The sequence below is a fragment of the Variovorax sp. J22P240 genome, from assembly GCF_030316855.1.
GTDB lineage: Bacteria > Pseudomonadota > Gammaproteobacteria > Burkholderiales > Burkholderiaceae_C > Variovorax.
Genome location: NZ_JASZYR010000001.1, coordinates 577,008 through 602,333, shown reverse-complemented (window position 1 = coordinate 602,333; position 25,326 = coordinate 577,008). Strand labels below are relative to the sequence as shown.

At 67.3% G+C, this 25,326-nt stretch carries 24 protein-coding genes; 10 read left to right on the top strand and 14 right to left on the bottom strand.

Annotation, left to right across the window (positions count from 1 at the left end):
- Positions 1-189: 189 nt before the first annotated feature.
- The 3 genes from QTI24_RS02945 to QTI24_RS02935 form a co-directional block, all read right to left on the bottom strand.
- Positions 190-636, bottom strand: coding sequence for a DUF411 domain-containing protein (locus QTI24_RS02945; protein WP_286598218.1), 447 nt, complete (start codon positions 634-636; stop codon positions 190-192).
- A 27-nt stretch (positions 637-663) separates the two neighbouring features.
- Entirely contained in the window at positions 664-1,578 is a 915-nt protein-coding gene (locus QTI24_RS02940) for a protein NO VEIN domain-containing protein (RefSeq protein ID WP_286598217.1), read from the bottom strand.
- A 98-nt stretch (positions 1,579-1,676) separates the two neighbouring features.
- Positions 1,677-3,590, bottom strand: coding sequence for a winged helix-turn-helix domain-containing protein (locus tag QTI24_RS02935; RefSeq protein WP_286598216.1), 1,914 nt, complete (start codon positions 3,588-3,590; stop codon positions 1,677-1,679).
- Positions 3,591-3,694: 104 nt separating this feature from the next.
- Between QTI24_RS02935 and QTI24_RS02930 the strand changes: the two genes are divergently transcribed.
- Positions 3,695-4,219, top strand: coding sequence for a hypothetical protein (locus QTI24_RS02930; RefSeq protein WP_286598215.1), 525 nt, complete (start codon positions 3,695-3,697; stop codon positions 4,217-4,219).
- A gap of 73 nt (positions 4,220-4,292) precedes the next feature.
- Here QTI24_RS02930 and QTI24_RS02925 read toward each other — a convergent pair whose 3' ends face one another.
- From QTI24_RS02925 to QTI24_RS02905, 5 genes are all read right to left on the bottom strand, one after another.
- The gene (locus QTI24_RS02925) at positions 4,293-6,029 is read right to left on the bottom strand and encodes a bifunctional protein-serine/threonine kinase/phosphatase (protein ID WP_286598214.1); all 1,737 of its coding nucleotides are present in this window, start codon (positions 6,027-6,029) and stop codon (positions 4,293-4,295) included.
- An 8-nt stretch (positions 6,030-6,037) separates the two neighbouring features.
- A complete protein-coding gene (locus tag QTI24_RS02920) occupies positions 6,038-6,850 on the bottom strand; it encodes a formate/nitrite transporter family protein (protein WP_286598213.1) in 813 nt (270 codons plus the stop codon).
- A 69-nt stretch (positions 6,851-6,919) separates the two neighbouring features.
- Positions 6,920-7,261 (bottom strand): nitrite reductase small subunit NirD, encoded by a 342-nt coding sequence (gene nirD, locus QTI24_RS02915; protein WP_286598211.1) that lies wholly within the window; start codon positions 7,259-7,261, stop codon positions 6,920-6,922.
- Positions 7,262-7,281: 20 nt separating this feature from the next.
- A complete protein-coding gene (gene nirB / locus QTI24_RS02910) occupies positions 7,282-9,813 on the bottom strand; it encodes a nitrite reductase large subunit NirB (RefSeq protein WP_286598209.1) in 2,532 nt (843 codons plus the stop codon).
- A 365-nt stretch (positions 9,814-10,178) separates the two neighbouring features.
- The gene (locus QTI24_RS02905; protein ID WP_286598207.1) at positions 10,179-11,174 is read right to left on the bottom strand and encodes a tripartite tricarboxylate transporter substrate binding protein; all 996 of its coding nucleotides are present in this window, start codon (positions 11,172-11,174) and stop codon (positions 10,179-10,181) included.
- 144 nt (positions 11,175-11,318) lie between these two features.
- On the opposite strand from QTI24_RS02905, the gene QTI24_RS02900 reads away from it, so the two are divergent.
- Genes QTI24_RS02900 through QTI24_RS02880 form a run of 5 tightly spaced genes read left to right on the top strand, consistent with a single transcriptional unit; the run spans position 11,319 to position 16,282 of the window.
- Positions 11,319-12,251 (top strand): dihydrodipicolinate synthase family protein, encoded by a 933-nt coding sequence (locus tag QTI24_RS02900; protein ID WP_286598206.1) that lies wholly within the window; start codon positions 11,319-11,321, stop codon positions 12,249-12,251.
- Positions 12,248-13,111, top strand: a complete 864-nt coding sequence (locus tag QTI24_RS02895; protein ID WP_286598204.1) for an HpcH/HpaI aldolase/citrate lyase family protein — start codon at positions 12,248-12,250, stop codon at positions 13,109-13,111. Before QTI24_RS02900 ends, QTI24_RS02895 begins: the two co-directional genes overlap by 4 nt.
- Positions 13,108-14,289 (top strand): CoA transferase, encoded by a 1,182-nt coding sequence (locus QTI24_RS02890; RefSeq protein ID WP_286598202.1) that lies wholly within the window; start codon positions 13,108-13,110, stop codon positions 14,287-14,289. The genes QTI24_RS02895 and QTI24_RS02890 overlap by 4 nt, the downstream gene beginning before the upstream one ends.
- The gene (locus QTI24_RS02885; RefSeq protein ID WP_286598201.1) at positions 14,289-15,422 is read left to right on the top strand and encodes an NAD(P)/FAD-dependent oxidoreductase; all 1,134 of its coding nucleotides are present in this window, start codon (positions 14,289-14,291) and stop codon (positions 15,420-15,422) included. Before QTI24_RS02890 ends, QTI24_RS02885 begins: the two co-directional genes overlap by 1 nt.
- Positions 15,419-16,282, top strand: coding sequence for an amidohydrolase family protein (locus tag QTI24_RS02880; protein ID WP_286598200.1), 864 nt, complete (start codon positions 15,419-15,421; stop codon positions 16,280-16,282). Before QTI24_RS02885 ends, QTI24_RS02880 begins: the two co-directional genes overlap by 4 nt.
- Here the strand turns inward: QTI24_RS02880 and QTI24_RS02875 are convergent.
- Positions 16,270-17,154 carry a LysR family transcriptional regulator gene (locus QTI24_RS02875; protein WP_286598199.1) on the bottom strand — a complete coding sequence of 295 codons (885 nt, stop codon included), beginning with the start codon at positions 17,152-17,154 and terminating at the stop codon, positions 16,270-16,272. The two genes, QTI24_RS02880 and QTI24_RS02875, sit on opposite strands and share 13 nt — an antisense overlap.
- Positions 17,155-17,231: 77 nt before the next feature.
- Between QTI24_RS02875 and QTI24_RS02870 the strand changes: the two genes are divergently transcribed.
- The gene (locus tag QTI24_RS02870) at positions 17,232-18,215 is read left to right on the top strand and encodes a tripartite tricarboxylate transporter substrate binding protein (RefSeq protein ID WP_286598198.1); all 984 of its coding nucleotides are present in this window, start codon (positions 17,232-17,234) and stop codon (positions 18,213-18,215) included.
- Positions 18,216-18,284: 69 nt separating this feature from the next.
- On the opposite strand, the gene QTI24_RS02865 is transcribed toward QTI24_RS02870, so the two are convergent.
- A complete protein-coding gene (locus QTI24_RS02865; protein WP_286598197.1) occupies positions 18,285-18,848 on the bottom strand; it encodes a BPSL1445 family SYLF domain-containing lipoprotein in 564 nt (187 codons plus the stop codon).
- A gap of 248 nt (positions 18,849-19,096) precedes the next feature.
- Between QTI24_RS02865 and QTI24_RS02860 the strand changes: the two genes are divergently transcribed.
- Both QTI24_RS02860 and QTI24_RS02855 read left to right on the top strand, forming a co-directional pair.
- On the top strand, positions 19,097-19,684 hold the full coding sequence (locus tag QTI24_RS02860; RefSeq protein WP_286598195.1) for a BRCT domain-containing protein: 588 nt from the start codon (positions 19,097-19,099) through the stop codon (positions 19,682-19,684).
- A 143-nt stretch (positions 19,685-19,827) separates the two neighbouring features.
- Positions 19,828-20,289 (top strand): universal stress protein, encoded by a 462-nt coding sequence (locus QTI24_RS02855; protein ID WP_286598194.1) that lies wholly within the window; start codon positions 19,828-19,830, stop codon positions 20,287-20,289.
- A gap of 14 nt (positions 20,290-20,303) precedes the next feature.
- Here QTI24_RS02855 and ppk2 read toward each other — a convergent pair whose 3' ends face one another.
- Positions 20,304-21,170, bottom strand: a complete 867-nt coding sequence (gene ppk2, locus QTI24_RS02850; protein ID WP_286598193.1) for a polyphosphate kinase 2 — start codon at positions 21,168-21,170, stop codon at positions 20,304-20,306.
- A gap of 186 nt (positions 21,171-21,356) precedes the next feature.
- On the opposite strand from ppk2, the gene QTI24_RS02845 reads away from it, so the two are divergent.
- Positions 21,357-23,060 carry a SulP family inorganic anion transporter gene (locus QTI24_RS02845; protein WP_286598191.1) on the top strand — a complete coding sequence of 568 codons (1,704 nt, stop codon included), beginning with the start codon at positions 21,357-21,359 and terminating at the stop codon, positions 23,058-23,060.
- A 17-nt stretch (positions 23,061-23,077) separates the two neighbouring features.
- Here the strand turns inward: QTI24_RS02845 and QTI24_RS02840 are convergent, their stop codons facing one another.
- The 3 genes from QTI24_RS02840 to QTI24_RS02830 are packed head-to-tail and all read right to left on the bottom strand — an operon-like array spanning position 23,078 to position 25,313.
- Complete coding sequence (locus tag QTI24_RS02840) at positions 23,078-23,698, bottom strand: hypothetical protein (RefSeq protein ID WP_286598190.1); 621 nt, start codon at positions 23,696-23,698, stop codon at positions 23,078-23,080.
- A complete protein-coding gene (locus tag QTI24_RS02835; protein WP_286598189.1) occupies positions 23,695-24,366 on the bottom strand; it encodes a hypothetical protein in 672 nt (223 codons plus the stop codon). The genes QTI24_RS02840 and QTI24_RS02835 overlap by 4 nt, the downstream gene beginning before the upstream one ends.
- Entirely contained in the window at positions 24,363-25,313 is a 951-nt protein-coding gene (locus tag QTI24_RS02830; RefSeq protein WP_286598188.1) for an electron transfer flavoprotein subunit alpha/FixB family protein, read from the bottom strand. Before QTI24_RS02830 ends, QTI24_RS02835 begins: the two co-directional genes overlap by 4 nt.
- Positions 25,314-25,326: the final 13 nt, after the last annotated feature.

The following is a 25,326-nucleotide window of genomic DNA, read 5'->3' as shown; positions in this document are numbered from 1 at the left end:
CCCGGCGCGTTGTTCGACCTTTGCGACGACTTGAGCATTGGGGGGCATGGATACCTCATGGACGGCGAACAAAAGCTGCCCCGAGGATAGACGGCTATTCCGTCGGCTCGGTCGGTCTGGTGCCCATCCGGCTGTAGGTTCCAGCCGTGTCGGAAGGGGGGCGTCTCAGCCCCAGGATTCCGGGTCAGGTCACTGGGGATAGCTGGCAAACACCGTGTCGCGGGCGTTGCGCCCTATGAGGATGACCTGGTACGACTCCTTGCGGTCGCCGTATTCCATGCCGGGCGAACCGACCGGCATGCCCGGGACAGCCAGCCCCACGGCATTCGGCTTCAATGCCAGCAGGCGCTTAACCTCCGCCGCAGGCACGTGTCCTTCGAGCGCGTAGCCCTCGACGACGCCCGTGTGGCAGCCGGCCAGGCGGTTCGGCACGCCCAGGCGCTTGCGCAGGGGTCCGGTGTCGTCGGTTTCGGTCACCGACACCGCGAAGCCAGCCGCCTTGAGGTGGTCGACCCACGCCGTGCAGCACCCGCAACTGGGATTCTTGTAGACCTGAACCTGCGTCGCCGCGCGAGCCGTCAGGGACTGGGCCAGCGGCACCGCGGCCAGCAAGCCAAGGAGGGAGCGTCGTTTCATGGGCCGTCCTGTGGTGAGATCGCGGTGCTATTGAAGGAGCGGTTCGAGCCCGGGCGCCTGGTCGATCTCGGCAGGCTTGTAGAGCTTGTGCTGCGCCGCAGGGCCGACGGCGTCGGTGACCACCGCAAGCCGCCACGGATCTCCCCGCTTGGCACAAGAGCGCTCGTCGCTTGTGAGCTGAAAACTGGCCATTCCAGGAGCGGTTCCCTTCACCGCGAGCTTGAGCAAGGTGTTGCCCTTCTTGTCCGACACCTCGATGTCATAGCCGAGCTTCTGATTCGCGACGTTCTCGGCCTTGTATCCGTAGCCCGCGAAGTGACGCGTGACGTAGTCCATCGCGGCCGCCTGCACGTCTTCCGGGGACAGTTGGCCGGATGGGCCCGCTTGTGCCACAACGGGAATATTGCCCCGCGCCCGTGCGGCTTTGATCTCTTCTTCCGTCGGCAGCCAGCCGCGGGGACCGCGAACCAGGATCGCCATCTTCTGATCGGCATCCCATGTGGCAATGTGCCATTCCTCGTCGTCCGGCACTCGCGTCGACACCCTGGCAGCCCTGTCGGTCTCCATGTCGGCAATGGCAACGCGGTTCGTCTGCAGTACGGCCCTCACCCCCTGCCCCGCGTCCAGCGCCCGCTTGAGCAGTTGGAGTCGATCCTTGGCACGCTGGATTTGAAGGGCGCTCCGGTCGCCGCCGCCGATGCGGTGATGCGTATCCAGGGATTCGAGACAGAACCAGCGCCCGCCGGCTCCGATGCTGACGAACTCCGCCCAGATGGTGGCGATGATGTTGTCGCCCGTGGCCAGCCAGGCTTGCTCGGACGCTTTTTCGCGGGCCTCGAACACGCCCATCTTGGCAATGATCTCGACGGGGGTGCGCTTCTCGCCGAGCAGGCGCTTTTCATTGATGACCGCAAGGACTGCGGGGACGACTTCTTTGTCCATTCGGAAGGATTCAGGGGTGAGTTGTGACCACTTCGAGTATGCCGCGAAGCGCATCGGGGCCTTCGGCGGAATCGCAACAATGTTCTTGGCGGGCAAGCTCAGATCGGCGACAGGCCGGGTCCGTAGCGATCCAGCTTGAGGGCTTTCATCAGCGCCACGAAGCGCGGCTCGGCGCGCAGGCTCGTCCAATGCGGATCGTCCTTGAGAAACACCATCCGTGTCTCCCGCAACCTGAAGCCCTGCTCCAGTGCCGCGAGGGCCGGCTCCACTTCACCCAATGCCGCATGCAACGATGCAATGGTGGTCGGGGCGACGTGGCGCTCTCTGGATTCGGTCAACAGCTGCCGCTGTATCGATCGAACCTCTTCGATCTCTCCGAGGCGCGCCAGTTGCACTCCGAGCACTGACCGGGGCCGGGTCGTGCCGTCGGCCAACGCCACGGCGCGTCGGATGGCGGCGATGCCTTGTTCCGGGCGCTGTGCAGCCAGGTGTAGCAAGCCCGCAGCGAGATGGGTCAGCCAAAGATCGGGCGAAATGTCCAGCGAACGGTTCAGGCGCATGCGCGCTGCTTCCAACTGCCCGTCGGCGCAGAGAAGGCCCGCCTCCAGCGTGTTGTAGACCGGGGACATCGGGTCGAGCGAGCGCGCTGCTCGCAAGTGGACGAATCCGTCGGCGAGGCGGCCTTGGCTCAGGAGCAGCAGTGCCAGACCCCAATGCGCGGTCGCAGTATTGGGATTGAGGGTCAGCGCGCGCCGAAATGCCTGTTCGGCGCCGGGCCAATCGAAGTCGAACCAGAAGCGGCTGAAGCCCAGGCCGGCATGGCCCTCCGCCAAATTCGGGACCAACTGCAGCGCTCGCCGCAACGCAGCATCGGCGGGCTCGAACACCTCGGAGGCCAAACCATCGGAGTTCCACAACTTGCGCCGATGGACCTGGGACAGCTCCACCCAGGCCATCGCATAGGAGGGATCGATGCTGATGGCCTGGTTGAGCAGCGCCAGGCCCTTCTCGACCTCTCGAGCCCGTCCTCCCTGCGCCCGCCATCGGGCCGCCAGGTAGAGTTGATAGGCATCCTTGTCGCGCGTGCCGCCGATGTCGAGAGGTCTCGGAGGGGTACCCAGTCCCGCATGCAGCACGGGCAACAGAGCCTGCATCACCCTGTTCGAGATTTGGTCCTGAACGTCGAAGACGTTGGTGAACTTCTCGTCGAAGCTCCCGCTCCATGCGGCCACGCCGTCGAACGCATGCAGCAGCCGGGCCGTGGTGCGCAACCACTCGCCGCGCCGCTGCAGCGAGCCGTCGACGATCCAGCTCACCTCGAGCTCCCTTGCGGCGCGCACCGGGTCTTGCATGGGACCTGCATACTGCCGCACCGAACCGGTCGACCGCACGACCAGGCCCGGCACAGTGGAAAGCCTGGAGATCAAGCTGTCGGCCATGCCGAGTTCAAGCAACTCATCCCGGCCTTCTGCCGCGAGCGGCTTGAAAGGCAGCACCGCGAGCGTGGCGGTCGAGCGGGCAACCCGCAGCGGATGGCGCGAGGCCCACCAGCCCGCTCCGCCGAGTGCAACGGCCGCACCCGCGCCGAGAGTAAGGAGCAATGGGCGGCGGTGCCACGTATCCGCAGGCGCCGGATCGGGAGACGCCGCGGTACTCTCGTTCGGAGCGATCTTCCTTGGCAGCGCGACGGGCCTCGTCACAGGTGCAACGAAACGGAATCCGTGCCGCGGCACGGTCTGGATGAAGCGGCGGCCTTGAGCGTCGTCACCCAAGGCCCGCCGCAAGCCCGCCACCACCTGGCTGAGATTGTTCTCCTCGACGACCAGTCCTGGCCAGAGCGACTGCAACAGGACTTCCTTGGAGAGCAGGTCGCCCGGATGCTCCACAAAGAAGAGGAGCGCACTGAACAGGCGCGGCGTGAGTTCGACCGACGTGCCATCGCCGCGCAGCACCCGCCGCTGAGCCGGCTGCAGTACGAACCCGCCGAACTCGTAGGCGTCTGGGTCGGTCATGGCCGAATTTCAGGCTTTTTCAGGAATCTTTCAAGCTTGCTGAATGACGGTCGCGCCGAATGCCGCCATGGTGAAGGCACCCCATCCAACTCCTGGAGTCCCTCATGGCCAAGTCTCAAGCGCTCTACACATTCACGCTTGTCAGCGCATCGGTCGCGACAACCATGCTGATGATCCAGGCCTGCGGCGGCGGCGGAGGTGGCTTCGGCAACGCCTTTGCAGCGGGCGAAACGATCGTCGCGCCAGACCCGATCGTCGGCGTGTGGGACTCGACGGCGACCGGCAAGGACTGCAACACCGGCGCAGCGTTGGCCAGCTTCAAGGGATTCGGCATGTTCAACGCAGGCGGCACGGCCTCGTTCGACAACTCCCGCCCTCCGACCTCGCAGGGCTCTGCATTCGGAACCTGGAAGCGCGAGTCCGGAAGCGACTACACCTTGACGCTTGTGTTCATGCGGTTCAACCCGGACGGCACGCTCGCCGGCACGCAGAAGGCCAAGGTCACCCGAACCTTGTCCGCGGACGGCAACAGCTACACGGGCACGATCGCGGGACAGATCATCGACGCAGCCGGCAACGTGACCGCGTCGTACTGCGCAACGGATTCGGGTTCGCGCGTGACCTGGTAGAACCCGCGCTCGAGACGGCCTCGTTCCTCGTGACGCTGAGTTGCATCCGAGCTGACCGCCCGGGCCTGCCGGGTCACTGCCCGGCGAAGCGCAGCCCCAGCAGCAACAGCACGGCCGCGGCCAGCAGCACGGTCGTGCACTGCCAGAAGAGCACAGGATGCCGTTCGATCAGGGGCGGCAGCCTCGGACGAAGGAACTCCTGCCCCGGTACTCGGAGGTCGTGCACGAACTCGGACACCGCTTCCTGCCGCTTGACCGGGTCCGGGTGCAACGCCTTCTGCAGCACGGCATCGACCCACTCGGGCAGGTCGGGCCGGAAGTGGCGCACCGGCACGTAGCGCAGGCGATGCGTGTCTGCGCTGGACCGGACCCGCGAGACATGCAGGCCGTACGGCAACTGCTTCGTGAGCATCTGGTAGGCCATGACCGCCAGCGAGAACAGATCCGATCGTGCGCTGCCACCATGACCGGCGAAGTACTCCGGCGCGGTGTACTGCAAGGTGCCCTCGATGGCGAGTGCACGGCTCTCGCGCGCGCCGTCGACCAGACCCGCCACATGCGTCGATGCGAGATCGATGATCTTGACGGTGCCGGTGCGGTCGATCATCACGTTCTCGGGGCGGATGTCCTGGTGCAGCATCTCCTTGCCGTGAAGCGCCTGCAGCCCCTTGGCCAACTGCTCGACGATGCTGCGCACGCTGTCCAGCGCAGGCGCGGGATGGTCGACCATCCATTGCGCCAGCGTCTGGCCGTCGATGTATTCCATCGCGACGTACAGGTGGCCGCGCGCCCGGTCGATCGGGCTGGCCTTGAGCACGTGGATGCTGTCGATGCGCCGCGCCACCCATTCTTCGAGAACGAAGCGGTCCAGGTAGTCCGGGTCGTCGCGCAAGTCGACCGAAGGCAGCTTCAGCACCACCTGCTGCCCGGTCGCCTCGTCGACGGCCAGGTGCACATGGCTGCGCGAGCTGACGTGCAGTTCGCGGACGAGCGCGAAGCCCTCGAAGCTGGCCCGCGGCGCCAGCGGTGGGGGAATTGCCAGGCCCTCGCGCTGCAGCTGCAATTGCGCCACGTCCGCCGCCGGGAGTTGATCGATGCGCAGGAGCTGGACGGTGCTGTCGTCGTCGCCGCCCTTCGCATGCGCTGCAGCCGCCAGCAGGCGGGCGGCCTCATCGAAGTCATCGCCGCATCGGGCAAGCGCATGGTGCACCGCTTCGGCGTCGAGATGCGCGTAGGCGCCGTCGGTGGCCAGCACGTAGACCTCGCCGACTTCCGCCTCCCAGCAGCGGTAGTCGATCTCCACATGGGGGCCCGCTCCCAGCGCGCGCCCCAGGTACGACTCGGCCGACGAGAGGTGAATGCGGTGGTCTTCCGTCAGTTGTTCCAGGGCGTTGGGGTGCAGGCGAAGGATTCGCGCATCGCCGACATGCAGCAGATGCACGTCCCGACCCTTGAGGATCAGCGCGCTGAAGGTGCACACGTAGCCGCTGTCCTTGTCGAAGCGCGCGTCGCTGCGCATCGTCTGGGCGTGCAGCCACGAGTTCGTGGCGCTCAGCACCCGCCGGGCCGAGCGGCGCACCGACCAGGCATCGGAGGTTGCGTAATAGTCGTCGAGAAAGCCGCGCACCGCCGCGGCGCTCGCCACCTGGCTCACGCGGCTGGAGCCGATCCCGTCGGCGAGCGCGACCGCGATGCCCTTGGAGTTTCGCAGCGACCCCTCCGGCAGCATGGCGCCGTGGAAGTCCTGGTTGACCGAACCGGGCCCGGCCAGCGAATGCTGGCCGAGGGTCACGCGCAAGGCTTTTTGCAAGCTGCCGCTCAGCTCAGGGCGCGCTTGGGCGCCGTCTTGTAGTGGGTCGAGTACAGCGTCAAGCCGACGAAGGTCAAGCCGCCGACCAGGTTCCCCAGCACCGTCGGGATCTCGTTCCAGATCAAGTAGTCCATCAGGGTGAACTTGCCGCCCAGCAGCAAGCCGGTGGGGAACAGGAACATGTTGACGATCGAATGCTCGAAGCCCATGTAGAAGAAGATCATCACGGGCATCCACATGCCGATGGCCTTGCCTGACACCGTGGTGGACATCATCGCGGCGACCACGCCGGTGGACACCATCCAGTTGCACATCACGCCACGGATGAACAGCGTCAGCATGCCGGCGGCGCCGTGAGCGGCATAGCCCAGCGTCCGGCCTTCGCCGATATGACCGAGCTTCTCGCCGACCGCATTGGGAGCCTCGCTGAACCCGAAGGTGAAGATGACCGCCATGAACACCGCGACCGTCAGCGCGCCCGCGAAGTTGCCGACGAACACCAGCCCCCAGTTGCGGAAGCAGCCGCGCCAGGTGGCGCCGGGGCGCTTGTCCAGCACGGCCAGCGGCACGAGCGTGAAGACGCCGGTCAGCAGGTCGAAGCCCATCAGGTACAGCATGATGAAGCCCACCGGGAAGAGCATCGCGCCGACCAGCGCATTGCCCGTGTTGACGCTGACGGTGACGGCGAAGGCCGCCGCCAGCGCCAGGATGGCACCGGCCATGTAGGAGCGAATCAGCGTGTCGCGGGTGGACATCAGGAGCTTGGATTCGCCGGCGTCGACCATCTTGGTGACGAACTCGGCGGGAGCTAGGTAGGCCATGGGATTCCTTGGGGACTTGAAAGAGAAGAAGAAGGAGAAGCAGTGAAGCCGTCGAAGGCCTGGCGAGGATCAGGCGAGCGCGACGAGCACGCGGCCCTCGTGCAATCGCACGGCATGCGCCCGCACGGAGTGCTCGGGCGCTTCCAGGCATTCGCCGTTGCGCAGGTCGAAGTGGTTCTTGTAGAGCGGCGAGGCGACGACGATCCGGTCGCCCATGCTGCCGACCAGTCCGCGCGAGAGCACGCTGGCCTGCGCCCTGGGGTCCACGTTGTCGATGGCGTAGAGCTCCTGATCCTGGCCGACGCGGAAGATGGCGACATGCACGCCGTCGACGAGGGCGCACACGCCGGTGTTCGGCAGGATGTCGCTGGCGGCGCAGACCGCCGTCCAATGGAGAGTTTCTGTGGTCATCTGGAATGTCCTCGGGGCGTTCAGACGCTGGCCACGTCGGTGGCAGCTTCGGCGCGTTCTTCCACGCGGGCGGGCCGACGCTGGCCGCGCTCCTCCACGAACACGATGTGCTCGTCCGGCTTCTCGCTGTTGACGAAGGAGCGGAAGCGCTGTCGCGTGGCCGGGTCGGTCACCGCGGTCTTCCACTCGCACTGGTAGGTGTCGACCACGTGCTGCATCTGGGCTTCGAGTTCAGCGCCCAGTCCGAGGGTGTCCTGGATGAGCACGCCCTTCAGGTAGTCCAGCCCGCCTTCGAGGCTCTCGCGCCACGTGCTGGTGCGCTGCAGGCGGTCCGCCGTGCGCACATAGAACATCAGGAAGCGGTCGATCAGGCGAATCAACCCGGCCTTGTCGAGGTCCGTGGCGATCAACTCGGCGTGGCGCGGCTTCATGCCGCCGTTGCCGCACACGTAGAGATTCCAGCCCTTGTCGGTGGCGATGATGCCGACGTCCTTGCCTTGCGCTTCCGCGCATTCGCGGGTGCAGCCCGACACGCCGAACTTGATCTTGTGCGGTGCGCGCAAGCCCTTGTAGCGGTTCTCCAGTTCGACGGCGAGGCCCACGCTGTCGTCCACGCCGTAGCGACACCAGGTCGAACCGACACAGCTCTTCACCGTGCGCAGCGACTTGCCGTAGGCATGGCCGGATTCGAAGCCGGCGGCGATCAGCTCTTCCCAGATCGACGGCAGTTGCTCCACGCGTGCGCCGAAGAGGTCCACGCGCTGGCCGCCAGTGATCTTGGTGTAGAGACCGTACTTCTTCGCCACCTGTCCCACGGCGATCAGCCCTTCGGGAGTGACCTCGCCGCCGGGCATGCGCGGCACGACCGAGTAGCTGCCGTCCTTCTGGATGTTGCCGAGGAAGTAGTCGTTGCTGTCCTGCAGCCCCGCCAGGCCCTTCTTGAGGACGAATTCGTTCCAGCACGACGCGAAGATGCTCGCAGCCGTGGGCTTGCAGATGTCGCAGCCCAGGCCCTTGCCGTGCTTGGCCAGCAGGTCGTCGAAGCTCCTGATCTCGCCGACGCGAACCAGGTGGTACAGCTCCTGGCGCGAGTATGCGAAGTGCTCACAGAGATGGTTGTTGACCGCCAGCCCGCGCTTGGCCATTTCCGCCTTCATCACCTGGCCGACCAGCGGAACGCAGCCGCCGCAGGTGGCGCCGGCCTTGGTGCAGGCCTTGAGCTCGGCGACGGTGCATGCGCCCTCCCCGACCGCCGCGCAGATCTGGCCCTTGGTGACGCTGTTGCACGAACAGATCTGCGCGCTGTCGGGCAGCGAGTCCACGCCGAGGCCTGGCTTCGCCTTGCCGTCGCTCGACGGCAGGATCAGGAACTCCGGATCGGCCGGCAGCGTGATGCCATTGAGGGCCATCTGCAGCAGGGTGCCGTACTCGGCGGCATCGCCGACCAGCACCGCGCCAAGCAGTTGCTTGCCGTCTTCGCTGACGACGATCTTCTTGTAGATCTGCTTGTGCTCGTTGATGTACTGGTAGGAGCGCGACTTCGGGGTCTTGCCGTGCGCGTCGCCGATGCTCGCCACGTCCACGCCCATGAGCTTGAGCTTGGTGCTCATGTCGGCGCCGGTGAAGGCCGCGTCGCCCTGCCCGGCGATGTGCTTCGCGGCCACGCGGGCCATGTCGTAGCCCGGCGCGACGAGACCGAAGGTCTGCTCGTTCCACGAGGCGCATTCGCCGATCGCATAGACGTCGTGGTCGCTCGTGCGGCAGTGGCTGTCCACCGCCACGCCACCGCGCGGCCCGACCGCGAGCACGCATTGGCGCGCCAGTTCGTCGCGGGGGCGGATGCCGGCGGAGAACACGATCATGTCGGTCTCCAGGTGGGTGCCGTCGGTGAAGACCATGCGGTGCCGTGCCGTCGCGCCATCGACGATTTCCACCGTGTTGCGGCCGGTGTGCACGTGCACGCCCAGGGCCTCGATGCTGTTGCGCAGCGCCCGCCCGCCGCCCTCGTCCACCTGCACGGCCATCAGCCGCGGCGCGAATTCGACGACATGGGTTTCCAGACCCATGTCGCGCAGCGCCTTGGCGCATTCAAGGCCCAGGAGGCCACCGCCGACGACCACGCCCGTCTTGGAGCGGGCGCCGCAGGCCTTCATGGCTTCCAGATCTTCGATGGTCCGATAGACAAAGCAGTGGGGCCGGTCGCGGCCCGGCACCGCCGGCACGAAGGGGAAGGAGCCCGTGGCCAACACCAGCTTGTCGTAGTGCAACACTTCGCCGTCGGCGGTGGTGATGGTGTTGTCGCGCCGCTCGATGGCGACCGCCTTGGCAGCCAGCCTCAGCGTGTAGCCGGTGCGCTCGAAGAAACCTGGCTCGACGAGCGAGAGGTCTTCGGCGGTCTTGCCGGAGAAGAATTCGGACAGATGAACGCGGTCGTACGCGGGCCGAGGCTCCTCGCACAGCACCGTGACTTCCGCATCCACGACGCCGAGCTCGTGGAGTTGCTCGAGGAACTTGTGGCCCACCATACCGTGGCCAATCACTGCAATCTTCATTTCGGGTCCTGCACACACCCGGTCTCGTGACGGGGTACAGGCCACCGGACAGGCTGCCAATCAGCCTGTTGCAGTGGTGCCCCCGCGTGGAACGGATGCGAATCGGGTTGGAACAGGCGAACCGCCAGCGTCATTGCTTTCGGTTCGCTCGACTCCCGCCGTCATTAGCGGAGGCACCGCCCCGCGGCATCAGCGCCACGGAGCAGTGACGGAGATAACGCAATCTCCGTGCCATGCAGATCCGGGGCTCTTTGGCCCGGCTCGGCACCGAAATCAGTCCCCGTCCGACTGTCAGAACGAAAGGCGTGCGCCGTTCTGGCGCACGAGTCTCCGGTTTGGTGCGGCGCACCAACGCCCGGAGCGGCTCACTCCGGCCGGATGTCGGCGGCCTTGGCCACGCCCTTCCAGCGCTCGATCTCGACCGCGATGAACTTCGCGAACTCGTCGGGCTTCATCGGTGCCGGCTCCGCGCCTTCCTTGATGAAGAAGGCCTTCATCTCGCTCGACTGGATGTGCTTGTTGATCTCGGCATTGAGCTTGTCCACCACCGCTTGCGGCGTGCCCGCCGGCGCCAGCACACCCCACCAGAGGTCGAGCGCGCTGCCCCTGTAGCCCGACTCCTCGAGCGACACGAGTTCCGGCGCGACCGGCGAACGCGCCGCAGTTGTGACCGCCAGCGCGCGCGCCTTGCCGCCGCGCACCTGCGTGAGGATCGAGGGCGCGCTCGCCACCAGCACGTCGATCTGACCGCCCAGCAGGTCGGTGGTCGCCGGGCCCATGCCCTTGTAGGGGACGTGGGTCATCTTGATGCCCGCCGCGCCCGCGAACAACTCGGTCGCGAAGTGGTTGATGCTGCCCGCGCCCGAGGTGCCGTAGTTCAGCTTGCCAGGGTTCGCCTTGGCCGCGGCCACCAGATCCTGGATGGTCTTGTAGGGCGAGTCCTTGTTCACCGTGACCAGCAGCGGCCCCTTGGCCAGCATCGCGACCGGCTTGAAGTCCTTGACGGCGTCGTAGTTGAGGTTGGTGCGGATGGCGGCGCCGGTGGTGAAGGTGGAAGAAAGCACCACCAGCGTGTAGCCATCGGCCGGCGCGCGCGCCACCGTAGCGTTGGCGATCACGCCGCCGCCGGCCGGCTTGTTGTCGATCACGACCGGCTGGCCGAGCGAATCCGACAGGCGCTTGCCGATGGCGCGTGCGAACACGTCGTTCGAGCCGCCCGCTGCGCTGCCCACCACGATCGTGATCGGCTTGCCGGGGAAGGCATCGCCCTGCGCGAAGGCGGCAGGTTGCAGCGCGAGGGCGGCGATCGCGGCGATAACCGAGATCGCGTGGCGCCGGGAGGTGAGGAATGAAACGGGCATGCTTGTCTCCATATTCGGTGTTGCGGACGATCCTAAGAACAACTGTCGGCCTCTTTGACGAAGTTTTGTTATTCGATTCCCAAGTTTTTCTTGTGCTCGACTCCCTCACGCGGGGGCACACTGCGCTCTCACAGGAGAGCCACCATGCGACTGCCCAGCGACGCCCGCGGCGTCTACCCCATCGCCCCCACGCCGTTCTTCGACGACGGCCGCATCGACACCGCATCCATCGACCGCCTGACGGACTTCTACCTGCAGTGCGGCGCCACGGGCATCACCGTTCTCGGCCAACTCGGCGAGGCGCCCAAGCTGGAGCACCAGGAAAGCGTCGAAGTCGCGCGGCAGATGATCCGCCGCGCGCCGAACCTGCCGGTGGTCGTTGGCGTCTCGGCGCCCGGCTTCGCGGCCATGCGGGCGCTGACGCACGAGGTGATGGAACACGGCGCGGCCGGCGTGATGATCGCGCCGCCCAACACCTTGCGCACCGACGACCAGATCGTCGGCTACTTCAAACAGGCGGCCGACGCCATCGGCGCCGACGTGCCCTTCGTGCTGCAGGACTACCCACTCACCTTCTCGGTCCAGATGACGCCCGGGGTGATCCGCCGCATCGTCTCCGACATTCCCTCGTGCGCGATGCTGAAGCACGAGGACTGGCCGGGCCTCGAGAAGATCTCGGCGCTGCGGGCCTTCGAGAAGGATGGCTCGATGCGGCGCCTGCCGATCCTGTGCGGCAACAACGGCCTCTTCCTCGACTACGAGATGGAGCGTGGCGCGGACGGCGCCAACACCGGCTACGCCTTCCCCGACATGCTGTGCGACGTCGTTCGGCTCTCGGCCGCCGGCCAGCGCGAGGAGGCGCACGACCTCTTCGACGCCCATCTTCCGCTCCTGCGCTACGAACAGCAGCCGGGCGTCGGGCTGGCCGTGCGCAAGTACGTGCTGCAGCGCCGGGGACTTCTCACCTCGGCTGCGCAGCGCAAGCCCGCAGCCGTCCTGACGCCGGCCGCGCGCGCCGAAGTCGATCACCTGCTCGGCCGCCTGGCGCGCCACGATCCACGGGCGAAGCTGGCATGAGAAGCAAGCTCTTCGTGCCGGGGTCGCGCCCCGAGCTTTTCGCCAAGGCCGCTGCGAGCGATGCGGACGGAATCTGCCTGGACCTGGAAGACGCCGTGGTCGAGGCCCGCAAGGCCGAGGCACGCGATGCGGTGCGCGGCTTTCTCCAGGGCGGCGGCGCCACGGGCGGCAAGACCTGGATCGTTCGCGTGAACGGCCTCGACACGCCGCACTTCGCCGCCGACGTCGCCGCCGTCGCGCAACCCGGCGTGCACGTGATCAACCTGCCCAAGCCCGAAAGCCCGGCCGACGTGCAGGCCGCCGCCGAAGCCCTCGACCGCGCCGAGCGCGACAACGGCGTCGTCACGCCGATCGGCCTGCTGCTCAACATCGAGACACCGAAGGCGCTGCGCGCGGCCGCCGCGCTCGCCGCCGCGCATCCGCGCGTGGTGGGCCTGCAGATGGGCCTGGGCGACCTCTTCGAGCCGCTCGGCATCGACCGGCGCGAAGCCTCCGCCGTGCGGCAGGCCATGTTCGCCGTGCGCATGGCGGCCGGCGAGGCGGGCGTCTATGCCTACGACAGCGCCTTCGCGAACGTGCGCGACGTCGACGGATTTCGCGAGGAAGCCGCGCTCTCGCGGCGCATGGGCTTCCTCGGCAAGAGCTGCATCCATCCGAGCCAGGTCGCGCTCGCGAACGAGGCCTTCCGGCCGACCGATGCCGAAATCGCGCATTCGCTGAAAGTGGTGGAGGCGGCCGACGCGGCGACGGCCGGCGGCGTCGGCGCCTATGTCGTGGACGGCCGCATGATCGACGCACCTTTCGAGGCGCGCGCCCGGGCCATCGTGGCGAGCGCGCGGCGGCTGGGACTGGTGCCATGAACGATTCGACAACCGGCCACGCCATGGCTGCGGGCCCGCTCACCGGCCTGCGCGTGCTCGACCTGAGCGCCTACATCGCCGGACCCTACGGCTGCTCTCTGTTGGCGGATCAGGGCGCCGAAGTCATCAAGATCGAGCCGCCCGCGGGCGACAACCTGCGCAAGTACCCCTCCACGCTGGAGGCCGAGAGCCGCGCCTTCCTGGGCGTGAACCGCAGCAAGCTCGGCGTGGTGCTCGACCTCAAGCAGCCCGCGGACCTCGATGCCTTGCGCGCGCTCGTGCGCGACGCCGACGTGCTGGTCCACAACTTCAGGCCCAGCGTGCCCGCGCGCCTGGGCATCGACTACGAGACGCTGAAGGCGATCAATCCACGACTCATCTATTGCACCGTCACCGGCTACGGGGAGTCCGGGCCACTGAAGGACAAGGCGGGCTACGACCAGGTGCTGCAGACCATGACCGGCATGTGCGCGATGCAGGCACAGCCGGGCCAGCCACCGCAGATCCTCTACGGCTCGGTCGTCGACTACTACGCCGCGGCGCTGGTGGCGGCCGGCGTCGCGTCGGCGCTCTACGAGCGCGAGAAGAGCGGCGTCGGCCAGCAGGTCGGCGTCTCGCTGCTGCGCTCCGCGCTCGCGATGCAGTCCGCGCGCCTGGTCTGGGCCGAGGGCGAGCCGCGCGAGGTCGGGCGCGACATGCGCTCGGGCGGCATCACCGGCATCCATCCCACGCGCGAAGGCCATCTTTACATCTCGGCGAACACGCCGCACTTCTGGCGCGCACTGTGCGAGAAAACGGGCCTGCAGTCGCTGCTCTCGGAACGCTATGACAGCGTGCGCAAGCGCGCGCAGCACCACGAGGAGATCGTGCCCCTGCTGCACGCCGCGCTGTCCGCGCACAGCGCGATCGAATGGGAGCGCATCTTCGGGGAGGAAGTGCCGTGCGCCGCGGCGCGCACGGTGGAGGACATGTTCGACTTCCCGCAGGTGGAGGCCGAGGACATGGTCGCGAACTTCGCGCATCCGACGCTGGGCAGCTACCGCGGCTTCACGCGCGCCGTCGCCTTCAGCCGCACGCCCGGCCCCGAGCCGTTCGCGGCGCCGACGCTGGGCCAGCACAACGAAAGACTGGCGCTCGGTGATCCGGGCGCCAACGCAAGTGCCAAGGGTCCGGCCTGATGGACGAGATCGATTGCGCGGTGATCGGCGCAGGCGTCGTGGGGCTCGCCATCGCACGCGCACTCGCGATGGCCGGCCGCGAGGTGGTCATCCTCGAAGCCGAGGGCGCCATCGGCACGCACACCAGCGCGCGCAATTCCGAGGTGATCCACGCCGGCATTTCCTATGCGCCGGGTTCGCTCAAGGGACGCTTGTGCGTTGAGGGCAAAGCAGAGCTCTACGCCTATTGCGCCGAGCGCGGCATCGGCCACCGGCGCATCGGCAAGCTCATCGTGGCGACGCATGAATCCGAGCTGCCCGAACTGGGCCGCTACATCGAGTTAGGTTCGGCGCACGGCGTGACGGACCTGCGACTCATCGATGCGGCAGAAGCCCACGCCATGGAGCCCGAGGTGCGCTGCGTCGGTGCGCTGCATTCGCCCTCCACCGGCATCGTCGACAGCCACGGCCTGATGCTCGGCTACCTCGGCGATGCCGAGCGGCATGGCGCGACCCTGGCGCTGCGCAGCCCCGTCGTGGCGGGTGAAGCCACCGCCGACGGCATCGTGCTGCAGGTCGGCGCATCGGCAGACACGCGCCTGCGCTGCAGGAACGTGATCAACGCTGCCGGCCTCGGCGCGCAGCGCGTTGCGGGCGCCATCGCGGGCATGCCGGCCACATTGATTCCGCCGCTGCATTTCGCCGTCGGCCACTACTTCACGCTGGGTCGCAAGTCGCCCTTCAACCGTCTCGTCTACCCGACCGGCCGCGAAGGCGCCCTGCGCGCGCACGTCACGATCGACCTGGGCGGGCAATGCAAGTTCGGTCCCGACCTCGGATGGCGCGACGGCGTGGACTATCGATTCGACGCATCACGCGCACCGGCCTTCCGTGACGCGATCCGCCGCTACTACCCCGGCCTGCGCGACGACGACCTGCAGCCCGGCTACACCGGCATCCGCCCTCGCCTCGCGGGACCGGGATCATCGATGCACAACACGGCGACCGACTTCGTGATCCAGGGCGGGAGTCAGCACGGCGTCGCAGGTTTGGTCAACCTGTTCGGCATCGAGTCTCCGGGGCTGACCGCTTCCCTCGCGATCGGCGAGCATGTGCGCCAGATCGTCGAACAACAAGCCGAAGCGAAGCGATGACGCAGGACGAAACGATTCCCCACACCACCGGCACCGCGCCACCGGCGCTGGCGGTGCCAGCGCTGGCCTGCGACTCGCACATCCACATCTACGACGGGCGATTTCCGTCGATCGGCGACCCGGGACGCGTGCTCGCGCAGGCCTGCGCAAGCGACTACCGGCGCGTGCAGGCCCGCCTCGGCACGACACGCACCGTGGTGGTGACGCCGACGGTCTACGGCACCGACAACAGCGTCACGCTCGATGCAATCCGGCAACTCGGCGCGGCCGACGCGCGCGGCGTTGGCGTGCTGCATCCGGACGTGGACGACGCCACCTTGCGCACGCTGGACGAAGGCGGCGTTCGCGGCATCCGCTTCACGCTCTTCGACCCGGCGACCGCGGTCACGGGCTTCGACATGGTGGAGCCACTCGCCCGCCGCATCGAGCCTCTGGGCTGGCACGTGCAACTGCACTGGCGCGCGGACCAGATCGCGGCGCACACCGACCTGCTCGATCGAATTCCCTGCTCGATCGTGTTCGACCATCTGGCGCGGATGCCGCATCCCGAAGGACCCGCGCACCCTGCCTTCGCCGTGGTGCGCCGCCTGCTCGATCGTGGCCGCGCATGGGTGAAGCTCTCGGCGCCCTATCTCGACGACGTGTCGGGCACCGAGGACAGCCGCGCACGCGTGGCCGAGGCCCTGCTCGCGCACGCGCCTGAGCGGCTGCTGTGGGGCAGCGACTGGCCCCATCCCACCGAGAAGACCGTGAAGCCGGACGACGCCGCACTGCTCGACCGCATCGGCGGCTGGGTGCGCGACGCCGCGTTGCGGCAACGCGTGCTGGTCGACAACCCGCAGGCGCTCTACGGCTTCTGATGGCGCCGGCGCACTGCGATCTCGAAGGCTTCCAGCACGGCCTGCACGCGCCTGCTTTCCGCATCGGCGGGGCGGCACACCATCGCGATGTGGCGCACCGGTGCGTCCTTGCCGAGCGGGATCTGCAGCATCGGATAGGCCTGCAGCACTTCCTGGCGCAGGGCCGGCACGACCGAGACGCCGAGCCCGGCAGACACCATCGCCGCCACCGCGTCGGTGCCGGGCAGGTCGAAGGTGCAGCGCGTGCGCGGCGCGATGCGGTTGACGTACTGCGCCGCGATGTGGCCGCCGGTGGTGACGCGGTCGAGCCGGATCCAGTTGTGTCGCCGGAGCATCTCGACCGGCGAGCCGCGCCGTGCATGCGGCGGCGCGATCATCACGAAGGTTTCGGTCGCCAGCGGAAACCATTTCAGCCGGCTCGAGCCGCCGGACTTCGGCCGCACCAGAACCGCCGTGTCGAGTCGGCCCGCCTTCACGTCGTCCAGCAGCGCGGCAGAAACCCCGCGGGTGATCTCGAATTCCAGCGCGGGCGCCCGGTCGTGCAGCACCTGCATCGCCGTCGGCAGCAGGCTGACCTGCGCCGACTCGATGGTGCCCAGGCGAATGCGGCCCGAGACCACCGAGTCCTCGCGCAGCCGCAGCGCCTTGAGCGCATCGAGGGTCTGCTGCATCGTGCCCGCGACCTCGGCCGCGAAAGCCGTGGGCCGTACCTGCCGTGCCGAGCGGTCGAAGAGCGGCTGGCCGAAGTAGGCCTCGAGTTGCTGCATCTGCAGGCTCACGGCGCTGGCCGTGAGGTTCACTTCCTTCGCCGCTGCCGCGAAGGAGCCGTGCCGCAGCACCGCGACCAGGGTCTGGAGAAACTGAAGCTTCATGAGTTTTTCTTGGTCTCGGGGGCAAGTCTTGCATTCTGCAGAAGTTTTTATTGGCTCAGAAACCAGAGGAGACGAGCATGACCGTGAGAGTTTTTTCGCCCGCTCGCCGGCAGTTGCTGCTGGGCGGAGTGGCACTTGCCGCGCTGCCCGCCGCGGCGCAAGCGCCGGCCTTTCCATCCAAGCCGATCCGCCTGATCGTTCCCTACGCAGCGGGCGGTGGCGCCGACGGCAATGCCCGTCTGCTGGCGCAGCCGATGTCCACGCTGCTGGGTCAGCCGATCGTGGTGGAGAACCGGCCTGGCGCCAGCGGCATCATCGCCGCCACGGCCGTGCTGCAGTCGCCCGCCGACGGCTACACCGTGCTCTTCGACACCTTCCCCTACGCGGTGAACGCCGTGCTGCGCAAGCTGCCCTTCGACCCGGTCAAGGACCTCGTGCCGGTGTCGCAGGCGATCAACATGCCCAACATCCTCGTGGTGCCCAGCTCGGCGCCCTACAAGACCTTCAAGGAATTTATCGCCTACGCGCGTGCAAACCCGGGCAAGCTCAGCTATGCGTCCTACGGGGCCGGCGGCTCGGCGCACCTCGCAGCCGAGATGCTCAAGCGCGACGCCGGCATCGACTGGTTGCACGTGCCCTACAAGGGTGGCGCGCCGGCCATCACCGATCTGCTGGCGGGCCAGGTCTCGGCCTACTTCGCCAACCCGGTGTCAGGCCTGAGCTACGTGCAGTCGGGCCGGCTGCGCGCGCTCGCAACCACCGGCGCGCAGCGCATGGAAGCGCTGCCCGACGTACCCACCGTGATGGAGAGCGGCTTCAAGAACTTCGAGGTGGTCGAGTGGAACGGCTTCTTCGTGCCCGCGGCCACGCCACCGGCAGTGATCGAGCGCCTGTCCGCCGCAGTGCGGGACGCCACCCATCAGCCGGAGACCCGTCGCCGGCTGCTGTCCATGGGCATCGAGCCCGTCGGCAACACGCCGAAAGAATTCGGCGCCTTCCTGCAGTCGCAGATTGCACGCTGGGCCGCGCTGGTCAAGACCAACGGCATCACGGTGGACTGAAGCGGGCCGCGCTTCGCGGCGGAACACATGATCGACGTCCGCCGCCCGCCGCCCGCCGCCCGGCCCGGATCAAAGATCGAGCTTGCTGACCTTGGTCCCGTCGAGGCTGAGGTTGGCCATCAGCCCGGCATTGCTCAGGGCATATCCCACGACGGGTTGCTGCATGGTCTGCGTATCGACGGCTGCCGAGGCGCCGACCTTGAGCATGGTGACCGAGGCATCGGCGCCGGCGGTCCACCCCTTGCTCGCGCGGAACTTGTCCAGCGATTCCTGCGTCATGAAGAGCACGAAAACAGCCTTGGAGTCGGCGCCGGCCAGAAGCCCGACCGATGCCGCAGTGGTGCTGTAGTAGCCATCGGTCTTGCCGCCGACGCGCAGCGCACCCTGCCCGTAGGAGCCGCCAACGCCCAGCCCGGCCGAGACCACATCAGGGAACACCAGCACCCCCTTGGCCTTGCCCGTCATCTCGCGCGACCCCGGCGCCTGGGCGTAGAGCTTGGACAGTGCGCTATCGACCGATGCATTGATGCTGGCGCGCTTGGCCACTGGATCGCCGCTCGAGGTGGAGGTGGTGGTGCATGCCGCGGCGAGGACGGCGACGAGCCCACCTGCCAAGAAAGTTCGCTTATCCATGACAACTCTCCTGCAGTCGTTGGCAGACCATTGTGCGCCGCTGATGGAGATGGTCAAGCCGCGGCGGTGTCGAGTTGCCCATCGGTCACGGTGCGGCCGGATGATGGCAATCACTTGGGCCTCCCCTTTGAAGTGGGCGAAAATGTGCTCTGGCCACAGGTCCCCGGCAATCCTTCGCAGGGCTACATTGCCTTTCATCCTCGGAGGTGCAATGCCCTCTGAGCCCATCCCTGACAGGAAAGCCAGCCATGCGTCAAGCCATCGAACAGCTTTTGGGCATTGTGGAGACCATGGTCGCGGATGGTGATCTTCACGATCTGGAGATCGAGTTCCTCAAGGTGTGGCTTGCCGAGAACTCCGACGTCGCGCGGGTGTGGCCTGGCCATGCCGTCAGCCGCGCGATCGAAACTGTCCTGGCCGACGGACACGTCAGTGAAGACGAGCGCGCCTACCTGATGACCACACTCAAGCAACTGGCGGCTGGCGATTTCGTGTGGAACGATACGGACGGCGCGGCCGATTTCGCGCTTCCGATGGACAACGCGATCGAGATCACCCTGCGCGACTCGCTGGTCTGTCTGGCGGGCGAGTTCCTCCATGGAACGAGGGCAGCATGCGAGCGACTGCTGGAACGGGCCGGCGGGTGGCCGGCAGCTGCAGTCAGCCGGAACGTGCGCTACCTCGTCATCGGGTCCAAGGTGCCGCCGAACTGGACTGAGACGCCGCTCGCACAGACGATCAAGGACGCCCTGGCTTTGCAGCAGGCTGGACATGCTATCGCGATCATCTCGGAGCGACGCTGGCTCGAATGCGTCGCAGGAAGAGCGATGCCCTGACCGGGCGCGCATCGCGCTCCAACGCACGACGCCGACTGACCACCGGAACGCCCTGGCTTGCAAGCCAATGCCCGAAGCGTCACGATGGATGCAGTTGACGAAGGTCAATGCCTGAACACAGTCATTGTCGAGGACGGCCAACCATGTACCAGCGAATCCTTGTCCCCCTCGACGGCAGCGACACCTCGCTGGCCGGTCTCGACGAGGCGGTGCGCCTGGCCCTGCTGCACGGCGCCACGCTGCGGCTCGTGCATGCGCTCAACACGTTCAAGCTCAGGCCGGGCCATGCATCGCACGCCTCCTACGCCTCTCTGCTGCCCCAAATGAAGGCGGAAGGAGAGCGGCTTCTGCAGCAAGGCCGCGAACGCGCCGAGCGCAGCGGCGCCAAGGTGGAGACGAGGCTGCTCACGTCGCTGACCATGAGCTTGTCGGAACTGGTCGCGGACGACGCGCAGGCCTGGAAGGCCGAACTCATCGTGGCTGGAACGCGCGGCCGCAAGGGCATCGAGCGCATCCTGTGGGGAAGCGAGGCGCAGCACGTCACGCGCATGGCGACCATGCCAGTCCTGCTGGTCCAGGCCCCCGAAACCAGCACGAATGGCTAGGGGCCGCCTTCCCTTCAGTACCTTTCCTCGATGTACCTCACCGGATGGGTGGACTCGCGACGGCCGTTGATCTTGTTTCGCTTGGGCAGCTTCACCTTCTCGCGCGGCACCTCGCGATAAGGAACATGGCTCAGGAAATGGGAAATGATGTTGAGGCGCGCGCGGCGCTTGTCGTCCGACCTCGCGACGTGCCAAGGGGCGAACTCGGTGTCAGTCGCCGCGAACATGTCGTCGCGCGCACGTGAGTAGTCATTCCACCGGCCGTAGGATTTGATGTCCATCGGCGAAAGCTTCCAGATCTTGCGCGGGTCATGGATGCGGGCCTCGAGGCGATGCGTCTGCTCCTCGGGGCTGACTTCGAGCCAGTACTTGAGCAGGATGACGCCTGAATCCAGGATGGCCCGCTCCACCAGCGGCACCGCGCGCAGGAACTCCTGGGCCATCTCCTCCGTGCAGAAGCCCATCACCCGCTCCACGCCGGCGCGGTTGTACCAGCTGCGATCGAAGATCACGACCTCGCCTGCGGCCGGCAGGTGCGGCAGGTAGCGCTGCACGTACATCTGGCTTTTCTCGCGCTCGGTCGGCGCCGGCAGCGCGACCACCCGGAACACCCGCGGGCTCACGCGCTCGGTGATCGCCTTGATGGTGCCGCCCTTGCCCGCGCCGTCGCGCCCTTCGAACACGATGCAGACTTTGAGCCCCTTGTGCACCACCCACTGCTGCAGCTTGACGAGTTCGACATGCAGGCGCTCGAGTTCCTTGTCGTACTGACTGCGCTTGAGCCTGCCCTTGGACGGCTCGGCCTCCTTGGCTTTCGGTTCATCGCGGACGGCGACCGCCCCGTTCTCCTGCTTGTCCGTCGATCGGTGCTTCAGCTGCATGGCATCCACCTCGCTCTTCTATGTTGTGCCCATCAAGGTAACGCAGCGCTCCGAGGGCGCAAATCCTACTTTGGTCGGATTTCCACGCCTCTGTCCCACGGGGCAAGCTCATGCCCCAGGGTCGTTCACGCTGGCCGCATGTCGCACCTCACCGAGAAAACCGCCAATGTCCCGGCAGACGCGTCCATGCCCCCCGCGCCTGTCGGCGGATGGCGCGCGGCGTTTCCGCCTTCCCAATGGCTGCCCGCTTACCGCGCCGCATGGCTGCGGCGCGATGCCGTGGCGGGCGTCACGCTCGCTGCCTATGCGATTCCCGTTTCGCTTGCCTACGCCATGCTGGCCGGGTTGCCGCCGCACTGCGGCGTGTACGGCTATCTCGCCGGTGGCCTGTTCTATGCGCTGTTCGGCTCGTCGCGCCAACTCGCGGTGGGCCCCACATCGGCGATCTCCATCCTCATTGCGCCGACGATGGCGGCCGCCATGGCCGGTGGCGATGCGGCGCGCGCCATGGACCTCGCGGCACTCACGGCGCTGGTCATGGCGGGGCTGAGCATCATCGCGTGGATCCTGCGCCTGAGTTCGCTCATGAACTTCGTGAGCGAGACGATTCTTCTCGGCTTCAAGGCCGGCGCTGCACTCACGATCGCCATGACCCAGTTGCCGAAACTGTTCGGCGTCAAGGGCGGCGGGGAACACTTCTTCGAGCGGGTCGTGGTGCTCGTGGGCCAACTCCCGGGCACGAACCTCGCGGTCCTCGGCTTCGGACTGGCTTCGCTCGCCTTGCTGCTGGCCGGCGAGAAGCTTCTGCCAGGCCGGCCGGTCGCGCTGGCCGTGGTGGCGCTCTCGATCGTCGTGCTGTCCGCGACGCCGTTGGCCGGGCTCGGCCTGCCGGTGCTGGGGGAGGTGCCCACGGGACTGCCGGACATCCGTACACCGAACTTGCGACTGCGCGACGTGGACGACGTGCTTCCCCTGGCCTTTGCCTGCCTGCTGTTGGCCTACGTCGAAGGCGTGTCCGCAGCGCGCACACTGGCCGAGCGACACGGCTTCGCCATCGATGCGCGGCAGGAACTGCTCGGGCTCGGCGCCGCGAACGTGGCCGTGGCCTTCGCCCAGGGCTATCCGGTGGCAGGCGGGCTGTCGCAGTCTTCCGTCAATGACAAGGCGGGCGCGCAGACGCCACTGGCGCTCGTCTTCGCCTCCATCACCATTGCCATCTGCCTCGTCTACCTCGCGCCCTTGCTGCACAACCTGCCCAACGTGGTGCTGGCGACCATCGTGCTGGTGGCGGTCAAGGGCCTCGTCGACATTCCTCAGTTGCGCGCGCTGTGGCGCTCGAGCCGCTACGAGTTCGGCGTGGCGATGATCGCCTTTGCCGGTGTGCTGGTGCTGGGCATCCTCAAGGGCGTGATGCTTGCCGCCATCGCGTCCCTGCTGCTGCTCATCCGGCGCGTGGCGCAGCCTCACGTCGCCTTCCTCGGGCGTATTCCCGGCACGCGCGGCCTCTCGGACATGGAGCGCCATCCGGACAACGAACCGATCCCCGGTGCGCTGGTGTTCCGCGTGGAGGCCGCCCTCCTCTACTTCAATGTCGAACACGTGCAGGACGTGGTGCTCGCCAAGGTCCGCGCGTCGGCGGAGCCGATACGGCTGGTGGTGTGCGACCTGTCGACCTCGGCCAACATCGACCTGGCGGGCGCCCGCATGCTCGGCCGGCTGCACGCGCAGTTGCAGGCGGCCGGCATCGCCATGCGGATGGCCTCGGCGCACGCCCTCGCGCGTGACATCCTGCGCGGCGAAGGCCTGGAAGAGCGCGTCGGCTACTTCGGCCGGCGGAGCACGCCGATGGACGTGCTGGACGAGTTCGAAGGCATCGCGCCGGGCGGATGAACCATCGCGCCGACACTTCAGAACACGGCGCTGATCGACGCGACGAAGACCTGGTCCTTCGACCCCGGGTTGAACCAGAAGCCGCCGACGGTGACCTGGCGCCAGGTCACCTGCGCGAACGGTCCGCGCAGGACGTCGCGATCTCCGCCATAGGCCCGGGTCCGCTGGGCGGCGAGCCCCACGCGAAGCCACTCCACCGGCCGGTAGCCAAGTTCGCTCCAGGCATAGAGATAGCGGCTGCTCTCTTCGCGGAAGCGCACGTATTCGGCCTCGACGTAGAAGTCGAACCGCCGCCAGCCCAGGCTCGCTTCCATGCCGGGCACGAAAGCCTTGGTGGTGCCCCAGGCGCTTCCGAGCAGGGGCGTCAGTTCCCAGGTGAGTTCCTCCCCGCCGGCGAAGGTCCAGCCGATGAAGGCCGAACGGGCGCCGACCGATTCGTAGTTGACCCTCGCCTCGAGATGCAGCGCTGCGCGCTGGGCCACCATGACCGCCGACGTGTAGTTGCCTCCGCCGCGAACGATCGTGGGGTACGCCGTGGCCGCGAACTCCCAGGCCGGCGTGGCTTCGCCCTCGCCGGCGTGCACGGCCGTGGCGATGAAAGCCCCGAGCGCGGCGAGTGCCCGCGATCCGGCTGTCATCCGCCGAGCGCCTTGATGGCGCCCACGAGCACCGTGCCCAGCCCTGCCATCAGGATGCCAACCTTCCAGCTGCCGTAACCTGCATAGCGCCCAAGACCCAGCCCGCCAAGGAACAGCATGGCCAGCGCGATGGCGCGCGACACGTTCTTTGCCGTCGCTACGTCCTGCATCAGCGCGAAAGGCAGCACCACCGGAAAGGTCGCCACCACCACGAAGACGAACACCGCCAACGCCGCGCGCAGGTCATTCCAGCCCAGCGTGGGCTGCGCCGGCACGGAAGGCAGCGCAAGCATCCGGCCGCGGATGGCTTCGATCTCCGCCGGGGAGACCAGGCCGGCCATGTCGCGCGACAGCGAGCGACCGAGCACCGCGCGGCCCACCTGCGCATCCGGGGCGCCCCGCACGGAGTGCACGAGCGTGAGCCATCTGCCACGGTCCGCGACCGTGCGCACCAGGTACATGACGGCGTCGACGAGCCCCCATGCCAGGTTGCAGCCCAGCGCGGCGACGAACATCACGCGGATTTCCTCGCGCCCGGCCTCCGTCACCGACACGGCACCGGTGAAGCTGAGCGCCATGAGCAGGCCGAAGAGCATCTCCGAGATCCGGTCTACCGGACTCAGCAGCGGCTCGCGCGCAGGTTCGGCGGCAAACGTCGTTCCGGTCATCGCGGCCCCGGCCCCAGCGCGGCGACCAGTTCCGGCACCGCAATGAACAGATCGGCCACCAGCCCGTAGTCCGCAACCGAAAAGATCGGGGCCTCCTCGTCCGCATTGATCGCCACGATCACCTTGGAATCCTGGATGCCGGCCAGATGCTGGACCGCGCCTGAAATCCCGCAGGCGATGTACAGCTGCGGCGCCACGATCTTGCCGGTCTGACCCACCTGCCAGTCGTTGGGCGCGTAACCTTCATCGACGGCGGACAGGCTCGCACCGAGGCCCGCGTTCAATCGGTCCGCCAGCGGCGCCAGTACTTCCTTGAACTTGTCGGCGCTGCCCAGGCCGCGCCCCCCGGCGACGATGACCTGCGCCGTCGTCAGCTCCGGGCGCTCGCTCCGGTGGATCTCCCGGCCGACGAATCTGCTCTTGCCGGAGTCGGCCACCCCTTCGGCGTTCTGCACCGTGGCACTGCCGCCGGTTGCGGCAGCCGCATCGAAGCTGGTCGTGCGCACCGTCATCACCTTGATGGCGTCGCTGCTGCGCACCGTGGCAATCACGTTGCCCGCATAGATGGGCCGCTCGAAGGTGTCAGGTGCGATGACCTTGGTGATCTCGCTGATCGCGGCCACGTCCAGCAATGCAGCCACGCGAGGGGCAACGCTCTTGCCGTTGGCGCTTGCCGCGAAAAGGATGTGGCTGTAGCCCTGCGACATCGACACGATCTGGGCGGCCAGGTTCTCGGCCAGGTTGTCGGCGAGGAATGGGCTGTCGACGGCGATGATCCGGCTCACACCCGCGATCCCGGCTGCCGCCTTGACCGCATCTCCCACGTTCGAACCGACGACAAGCACATGGACGTCACCGGCCATGCATGCCAACGCGGCGGTGACGGTATTCAGGGTCGCCGACCTGACAGCGGCATGGTCGTGCTCGGCGATCACCAGTGCGGTCATTCAGTCTTCTCCC

What these genes read in the sequence shown, in the direction of transcription:
- QTI24_RS02840 (WP_286598190.1), bottom strand. Translation starts at nt 23,698, where the DNA reads ATGACAGCCGGATCGCGGGCACTCGCCGCGCTCGGGGCTTTCATCGCC.
- QTI24_RS02860 (WP_286598195.1), top strand. Translation starts at nt 19,097, where the DNA reads ATGCGTCAAGCCATCGAACAGCTTTTGGGCATTGTGGAGACCATGGTC.
- QTI24_RS02940 (WP_286598217.1), bottom strand. Translation starts at nt 1,578, where the DNA reads ATGGACAAAGAAGTCGTCCCCGCAGTCCTTGCGGTCATCAATGAAAAG.
- QTI24_RS02895 (WP_286598204.1), top strand. Translation starts at nt 12,248, where the DNA reads ATGAGAAGCAAGCTCTTCGTGCCGGGGTCGCGCCCCGAGCTTTTCGCC.
- QTI24_RS02890 (WP_286598202.1), top strand. Translation starts at nt 13,108, where the DNA reads ATGAACGATTCGACAACCGGCCACGCCATGGCTGCGGGCCCGCTCACC.
- QTI24_RS02830 (WP_286598188.1), bottom strand. Translation starts at nt 25,313, where the DNA reads ATGACCGCACTGGTGATCGCCGAGCACGACCATGCCGCTGTCAGGTCG.
- QTI24_RS02905 (WP_286598207.1), bottom strand. Translation starts at nt 11,174, where the DNA reads ATGCCCGTTTCATTCCTCACCTCCCGGCGCCACGCGATCTCGGTTATC.
- QTI24_RS02880 (WP_286598200.1), top strand. Translation starts at nt 15,419, where the DNA reads ATGACGCAGGACGAAACGATTCCCCACACCACCGGCACCGCGCCACCG.
- QTI24_RS02835 (WP_286598189.1), bottom strand. Translation starts at nt 24,366, where the DNA reads ATGACCGGAACGACGTTTGCCGCCGAACCTGCGCGCGAGCCGCTGCTG.
- QTI24_RS02845 (WP_286598191.1), top strand. Translation starts at nt 21,357, where the DNA reads ATGCCCCCCGCGCCTGTCGGCGGATGGCGCGCGGCGTTTCCGCCTTCC.
- QTI24_RS02865 (WP_286598197.1), bottom strand. Translation starts at nt 18,848, where the DNA reads ATGGATAAGCGAACTTTCTTGGCAGGTGGGCTCGTCGCCGTCCTCGCC.
- nirB (WP_286598209.1), bottom strand. Translation starts at nt 9,813, where the DNA reads ATGAAGATTGCAGTGATTGGCCACGGTATGGTGGGCCACAAGTTCCTC.
- QTI24_RS02945 (WP_286598218.1), bottom strand. Translation starts at nt 636, where the DNA reads ATGAAACGACGCTCCCTCCTTGGCTTGCTGGCCGCGGTGCCGCTGGCC.
- nirD (WP_286598211.1), bottom strand. Translation starts at nt 7,261, where the DNA reads ATGACCACAGAAACTCTCCATTGGACGGCGGTCTGCGCCGCCAGCGAC.
- QTI24_RS02930 (WP_286598215.1), top strand. Translation starts at nt 3,695, where the DNA reads ATGGCCAAGTCTCAAGCGCTCTACACATTCACGCTTGTCAGCGCATCG.
- QTI24_RS02875 (WP_286598199.1), bottom strand. Translation starts at nt 17,154, where the DNA reads ATGAAGCTTCAGTTTCTCCAGACCCTGGTCGCGGTGCTGCGGCACGGC.
- QTI24_RS02920 (WP_286598213.1), bottom strand. Translation starts at nt 6,850, where the DNA reads ATGGCCTACCTAGCTCCCGCCGAGTTCGTCACCAAGATGGTCGACGCC.
- QTI24_RS02855 (WP_286598194.1), top strand. Translation starts at nt 19,828, where the DNA reads ATGTACCAGCGAATCCTTGTCCCCCTCGACGGCAGCGACACCTCGCTG.
- QTI24_RS02900 (WP_286598206.1), top strand. Translation starts at nt 11,319, where the DNA reads ATGCGACTGCCCAGCGACGCCCGCGGCGTCTACCCCATCGCCCCCACG.
- QTI24_RS02870 (WP_286598198.1), top strand. Translation starts at nt 17,232, where the DNA reads ATGACCGTGAGAGTTTTTTCGCCCGCTCGCCGGCAGTTGCTGCTGGGC.
- QTI24_RS02885 (WP_286598201.1), top strand. Translation starts at nt 14,289, where the DNA reads ATGGACGAGATCGATTGCGCGGTGATCGGCGCAGGCGTCGTGGGGCTC.
- QTI24_RS02935 (WP_286598216.1), bottom strand. Translation starts at nt 3,590, where the DNA reads ATGACCGACCCAGACGCCTACGAGTTCGGCGGGTTCGTACTGCAGCCG.
- ppk2 (WP_286598193.1), bottom strand. Translation starts at nt 21,170, where the DNA reads ATGCAGCTGAAGCACCGATCGACGGACAAGCAGGAGAACGGGGCGGTC.